This is a genomic window from Thermogutta sp. (assembly GCF_014359955.1).
Lineage (GTDB): Bacteria > Planctomycetota > Planctomycetia > Pirellulales > Thermoguttaceae > Thermogutta.
This window is the reverse complement of the sequence record NZ_JACIYL010000155.1, coordinates 1-7392: the sequence shown is the minus strand read 5'-3', so window position 1 is coordinate 7392 and position 7392 is coordinate 1. Positions and strand designations below refer to the sequence as shown.

General features: G+C 60.9%; 1 protein-coding gene. It reads left to right on the top strand.

Annotated elements, in window-relative coordinates:
• On the top strand, positions 1-7392 hold a 7392-nt coding region (locus tag H5U08_RS06790), incomplete at both ends, for a hypothetical protein (protein ID WP_297031522.1).

Here is a 7392-nt window from a genome sequence, read left to right as displayed (position 1 = left end):
AACGCCAAGGTGACCCCGATCAACGCCAAGGAATTTTTGATTGAATATGGCAGCGCCGCGCTGGGGGTCAATCAACCGAAGCTCTCTGTCGGTACCGTGAACTTTTCCAGCGGATTTTATCCGGCTGTGCAGGTCTCCACGGTCCGGGAACCGATTCTCATTTCGAATATTCCCGTTTCGCCGACCAATCCGCAACTAACGGCCCAGGCGCTGGAGCAGGCCTTCAATACCCGCCTCAAAGCCTACGCGATGGGCCCCATCGATTTCCCGCCGCCTGATCGCGTGCCCAGTTCTGTGGAAGGTCCCTACACGGACCCGATCACGGTGGCCGCCGCTGTGCCCCAGGTGCAGGTCACGGCCGTCAATGCGACGACGTTTGACATCCGGTTTGTGGGCGATTCGAGCAAGCTCGATCATCCGGAGTTCATCATTGCATCTGTGACCGACGAGCTGGGCAACAATCTCCTGCCGTCGCCGGAGGCTTCGGTCGTCACCATCAAGCAGTCGAGTCCGGAGTTCCGGGTGAACCCCGAGGAGCCGGACGACCCGTTCACCCCCGGGCCGGATAAATACGATCAGATCAACCCGGCGGTGGCCATGGACCCCGACGGGGACTTCATCATTGTGTGGGAAAGCAAGGTTCCCGACAGCTACGCCTATGGCAGTGTGAGCGACATCTTCGCTCGTCGCTTCCGGCCGGTGGGAAATGCCGTCCTGGGTGTGTCGCAATTCGTGGTGGACATGAACGCCGACGGCACGCCGGAGACCCCGATCGACGGTGTCATTCCGTTGGTTTCGCCGCTCAATACGGTGGTTCAAACGCTGACGGTGGATAGCCTTGTCCCCGGGACCCTGGCTGGTCGGTTCCGGCTGAGCGTGGCTGGGAAGACAACCGATGACATCGTCTTTGACAGCACGAATCTGGCCACCACGGCGGCCAACATTCAGGGCGCTCTGGTGGTGGCAGGATTCCAGGACGTCAGCGTGACCGTGGCCTCCTCCACGGATCCCTATCAGTTCCGCATCAGCTTCCGCCAGTCTTTCTCCGGGCCCAACGGGTTGGCCGACGCAATCCTCCAGTACGTCGATCCTGTTGAGGGCACCCCCTTGGGGGTTTTGGCAAATGTCTCATCGCAGCTTCAGCCTGGCCAGGATCCGTTCACATTCCGGGTGAACACAGAGACCCTGCGGGCACAGTTTGCTCCCGCCGTGGCCATGGACTTGGCGGGTAATTTTGTCATCGCCTGGGCCAACAGTGCGCAGGACTTCAGCTTCTACAACGGAATTCGTGCGCAGATTTTCAGTCGGGATGGCAACAGAATCGGGAGTGAATTTCTCGTCAATACAGAGGATACGGCGGTTTACCTCAATCCGGCCGTGGGGATGTCGCGAACGGGTGAGTTTGTCATCGCGTGGGAGCGGACCACGGACGTCAACTATTTGACAGGCGCGCCGTATGCCACAACCATCCAGGCCAAAGGTTACGATCTTGCGGGACAGGTCATTCTTCCTCAATTTGGCGTTGGGGGTGGGGGCAACCCCACGGTCGCGTTTGATTCGGCCAACCATTTCCTGGTCACCTGGAGCGCCGTCGCAGATGCGGATAGCACCGGGCAGACGAGTATTGGTGTCCGCGCGATCGTTTATGATTTGAACGGCAACGTCATTCGCGACACGTTCCGACCCAATAGTGCGTCTTTCAATCCCGGCTCCACCCCGTTATGGCCGTTAGCGCAGTTTGAAGGTGGCGGCGGACTGGATGCCGACGGGGATCTGATTGTCGCCTACGACGGGTATGGGCCGGATGTCTCGGAAAACGCGCGCGGGTTTACTCAGGCAGTGCGGCAACTCCTGCTGGCTCAGATCAACTCTCAGACAAACGCTGATCTCCTCAATTACTTTGATCCCCAAACGGAAACCCTGTTTTCTGCGGGTAGCCCGAGTAATGGCGATGTGGACGGCGTCATCGACGCGATTCTTGTTCGCGCGCTCAATCGAGGAGCCACGCCACAACAGGTGGGACGCTTGCGCGCGATTCTGGAGGGGGTGGCCGGTCTCCTTCGCGGCGAGGCGAACGGCGTCATGTTCAGCCGGTTCGACGCCGATCCCACGATGTCTTATGGGACACTCTTCAGTGACAGCGTGGCCAATACACTCCGGGATGGCCACAACACCCGGTATCTCATCCTGATGGACAATTCCCTGAATTGGGAATCGTTTATCATTCGGATTTGGCGGACGGGCATTGGTGGCTTTGAGGATGTCACGGTTAACAACATTCAGACCAACCAGGTGTGGAATCGCACGCTCACCCGAGACCGCATCGACGAGGTCCTGGAGGGAGCCGCCCGGACCGGGACTGCCTGGGCTGAGCCGACGTACGAAGGGCCGATCGACGTGCGGATCATCAGCCCCTTTGAAGTGGCCAGCCGGGTTGGGACACCGTGGGAAATCCCCGTGGCCGACCCCAATCAGTACACCATCTATGAAGTGACCTTCCAGGGTGCGAGCCACGACTGGCCATTTACCATTACGGGTATTTTCCCCGGTCGTGCGGGTGGACAGGATGTCCCACCGCCGCTCATGATTGCGCAGACCTACGGCGATGCGGGAACGGAACAAGGCTGGGCGTCGATCGGTGTGACGCCGGAAGGCTCCTTCGTCATCGCCTACACCCAAATGGAGAGAAACACGAATGGAAGTTTGACGAACGCGACGATTCGCTACCGGCAATTTCGCGAAACCGCCGACACGGCCGGGCCGTTCGTCACCGACATCCTTGCGCCGACCGGAACGAGTCTGTGGGGTGGCGCGAATGTGCAGGGGTCCATTTCGCAGGTGGTCATCACGTTTAACGAGGAACTGCTGGGAGGTGACCCTCAGACCCTCCTGGATAGTGTGCTCAACCCCGACAACTTCGTGCTTCTCCGCAACGGCGTGGAGATTCCGCACGGCGTGGTCAAAGTTGAATTTGGCATGAACGCCGCGTCGCTGCTCAACGGGAAGCCGTACGATATCGACGGAGACGGCAATCCCGATGGAGTCTACAACCTCTATGCGCTCCCCACAAACAAGTGGGAGGCTGTCCTCACCCTGGATGGCAATGGCGCTCTGGAACCCGGCACGCCTGGACTTGCTGACGGTGACTATCAAATTGTCATTCGTGCGCCGTCAGGAGCGAACTCAGGGATTCGAGACAAGGCGGGAAATCCCTTAAATTCCACCGGTTTTGTGCCGGCGGGTGCCAATACCACCCTCTCCTTCCACGTGACCGTGCCTGCCCAGGACACACCGGTTTTGCCGGTCAATGCGCGGACGCAGCCGGAGAGTCCGAATGCGGTGGCGCGGGATGCGGACGGGGATTATGTGGTGGTATGGACGCAGACGGATGGGAGCGGACGGAATCGGGTGTATTTCCGGCTGTTTGATCGGGACGGGACGCCGGCGGATTTGGACCTCAATAACAACGGTGTCATTGATGCGTCGGAGATTGACAATGCGCCGGCGATGGCGGTGACGACGAGTTCGGTGTTTGCCAACGATGACCAGCAGTTTGGGTCGGTGGCGATGACGCCGGACGGGGACTTTGTGATCACGTGGACGAACACCCGGAATGGGAATGCCGACATTTACGCGCGGCGGTTTGGTTCTAACGGCCAACCCTTGGGGGATGCCTTCCGTGTGAACACGTTTACGTCCAACGACCAGAAGTGGTCGGACGTGGCGATGGACGCGGAGGGGAATTTTGTGGTGGTGTGGTCGAGCTGGGGCCAGGAGCCTGGTGGGTCGGCGTCGGGCTGGGGGATTTTTGCCCGGCGGTTCGATCAGCAGGGACAGGCGCTGGATGCCACGGAGTTCCAGGTGAACACGACGGTGGTGGGTGACCAGACGTTGCCCAGCGTGTCGATGGACTACCGTGGGAATTTTGCGGTGGCTTGGCAGACGGCGGGCGGGATTGCGTTGCGGACCTTCACGGCGGCGGGGGTCGCGCAGCAGGCGGCCGAGCTCCCGATTGGCACGACGGTGATTGGCCAGAAGGCCTATCCGGACGTGGCGATGGCGGGTTCGGGGCAGACGCTGGCGGTGAGCTGGATGGGTCCGGACGGGAACGGCAATGGGGTGTTCGTGGATGTGTTGCAGTGGGACGCCGCGACGCAGAGCTGGCTGGCGGTGCAGACCGGGCAGCGGGTGAACGTGAGCGTGACGGGCGAGCAGGGGTATGCGTCGGTGGCGATGGCGGTGAATGGGGCGTTTGTGGTGAGCTGGAGCGGGATTGGGGACCAGCCGGGTCAGGAGGATCAACTGGAGTCGGGCGTTTTCTATCGGTTGTTTGACGCGGCGGGGAATGCGGTTGGTGGCGAGCGTCGAGTGAACCAGGTGGTGGCGGGGCGGCAGTGGGCGCCATCGGTGGGGGCGGATGCGGATGGGAACTTTATTGTGGTGTTCACCGGACCGAGTTCGGTGAATCCGTCGCTGACGACGGTGTACCGGTTTGACAGCCGGGTGTATTTGAACCAGGGGGATGTCTCTGCACCGATTGTGACGAAGGTTTTGACGGGGATGGGTGGCCTGGTGCTGGAGGGAGGCCGGGTGACGCCTGGTCCGCAGCAGTTGGTGGTGGTGTTCAGCGAGGACATGTCGCAACGGCTGGCGGACATTAATGGGGACGGGCTGATTGACGACCGGGATGGTCCGGGGACGGACAGCGTCCTCAATTTGCGGAATTGGAAGCTGTTCCGGAATGGCCAGGAGGTGGTGGGGGCGATCAAGGATGTGCAGTTCAGGTACAACGCGGTGATGCGGCGGTACGAGGCGGTACTGACTTTGGACAGCGACCCGAATACGTCGGCGAGCGAGGCGTTGGTGCCTGGGGACTATCAGTTGTTGGTGATGGACGTGATGACGGACGCTTATCCGTATTTCCGGGTGAGCGATCCGGTGACGGGGTTGCAATTGGATGGTGACCGGGATGGAGTTCCGGGGACGGCTGGAGGGCAGCTTGGATTTGTGCGGAATTTCCGTGTGGTGGGGGGCGTGCCTGGTCAGGATGCGACGGTGATCCCCGGGGTGTTGACGCAGAATGCGCGGACGCAGCCGGAGAGTCCGAATGCGGTGGCGCGGGATGCGGATGGGGATTATGTGGTGGTATGGACGCAGACGGACGGGAGCGGACGGAATCGGGTGTATTTCCGGATGTTTGATCGGGACGGGACTCCGGCGGATCTGGACCTCGATAACAACGGTGTCATTGATGCGTCGGAGATTGACAATGCGCCGGCGATGGTGGTGACGACGAGTTCGGTGTTTGCCAACGATGACCAGCAGTTTGGGTCGGTGGCGATGACACCGGACGGGGACTTTGTGATCACGTGGACGAACACCCGGAACGGGAATGCCGACATCTATGCGCGGCGGTTTGCGGCGAATGGTCAGCCGCTGGGGGATGCGTTCCTGGTGAACACGATCACGACCAACGATCAGAAGTGGTCGGACGTGGCGATGGACGCGGAGGGGCGATTTGTGGTGGTGTGGGCGAGCCTGGGGCAGGAAGCCGGCTCGACGGTACCGAGTTGGGGGATTTTTGCCCGGCGGTATGATGAGAACGGCCAGGCGGTGGGGGCGGAGTTCCAGGTGAACACGACGGTGGTGGGCGACCAGACGTTGCCGAGCGTGTCGATGGATTACCGTGGGAATTTTGCGGTGGCCTGGCAGACGGTAGTGGGGGCATTGGACACGGACATTGCGGTGGCGATGTTCAACTGGTCGGGGGCGGTGATCCTGCCGGAGACGATTGTGAATGTGGGGCTGGCGGGTCAGCAGACGAACCCGGACATTGCGTTGGCGCCGGGTGGGAATCGGTTGGCGGTGACCTGGACGGGTTTGGACACGCAGGGGACGGGGGTGTTTGCGCAGGTGTATGCGCCGGATCCGACGACGGGGGCATGGGTGGGATTGCCGGCGGACATTGCGGTGAACACGACGATCCAGGGGGATCAGCGGTTTTCCTCGATAGCCATGGATGGGGTGGGGAATTTTGTGGTGGCGTGGAGTGGCTATGGGACGCAGCGGGACGAGGAGGACCTGGCGGAATCGGGAGTGTTCTATCAGCGGTTTGACAGTGCGGGGAATCCGCTGGGTGGTGAGCGTCGGGTGAATCAGGTGGTGGCGGGTCGGCAGTGGATACCGTCGGTGGCCTCGGACGCGGACGGGAACTTTATTGTGGTGTTTACGGGTCCGAGTGCGACGAATCCGTCGCTGACGACGGTGTACCGGTTTGACAGCCGGAACCACTTGACGCTGGATGACATTGCGGCGCCGATCGTGACGAAGGTGTGGACGGGGGATCGGCAGTTGATCACGGAGGGGAGCCGTGTGACGACGGGTCCGAGCCAACTGATTGTGCAGTTGAGCGAGGAGATGTCGGAGCGGCTGTCGGATGCGAACAACAACGGGATATATGATGGGGGCGACATACCTGGGCCGGACAGCGTTCTCAATGTTCAGAACTGGCGGCTGTTCCGGAATGGCCAGGAGGTGGTGGGGGCGGTGAAGTCGGTGAGCTTCAGCCTGAATCCTGTGACCCGCAAATGGGAAGCGGTGTTGACGCTGGACGGAAATCCCGACAGTCCGATCAATGACCCGCTGCCTTCCGGCGATTACCAGCTTCTCGTGGGTGACTTGATGACGGATGCTTATCCGTATTTCCGGGTCACCGATCCCGTGATCGGATTCCAACTGGATGGAGATCGCGACGGAGTTTCGGGCACGGCGGCCGGGCTCGGTTTCGTGCGGACCTTCATTGTGGGGCAGGGCAGTGGAATTGGTCCTGGAACACCCGGCACTCCCGGAGATACCGATATCAACCCCGTGGTGAACACCACGCTGGCCGGCGATCAATCCCTGCCCGCTGTGGCCATGAACGCAAACGGGGACTATGTCGTCGTGTGGGTGAGCGTTGGACAGGGTGCCGACGCAAACACGACGAATACGAACATCATCGCGCAGCGCTACAATCGTCGGGGCGAACCGCAGGGGACGGAATTCATCGTCAATACTTACGAAACGGGCAACCAGACCCAGCCTGCTGTCGCGATGGACAGCGCGGGGAACTTCATTGTGGTTTGGGCGGGACAAGGCGCGGACGATGTGGACGGCGTCTGGGCGCGGATGTTCGACCGATTCGGAAATCCGCTGGGCGATCAGTTCCGCGTCAATCAGTATCGCAACAATGCCCAATACAACCCGCGTGTGGCTGTGAGTGCCTCGGGCAAGTTCGTGGTTACTTGGAGCAGCTATGGCCAGGACGGCGATAAGGACGGTGTCTATGCTCGATTGTACAACGCTTATGGCCAGGCCCTTTCCAATGAATTCCGCGTCAACACGACCACGGCG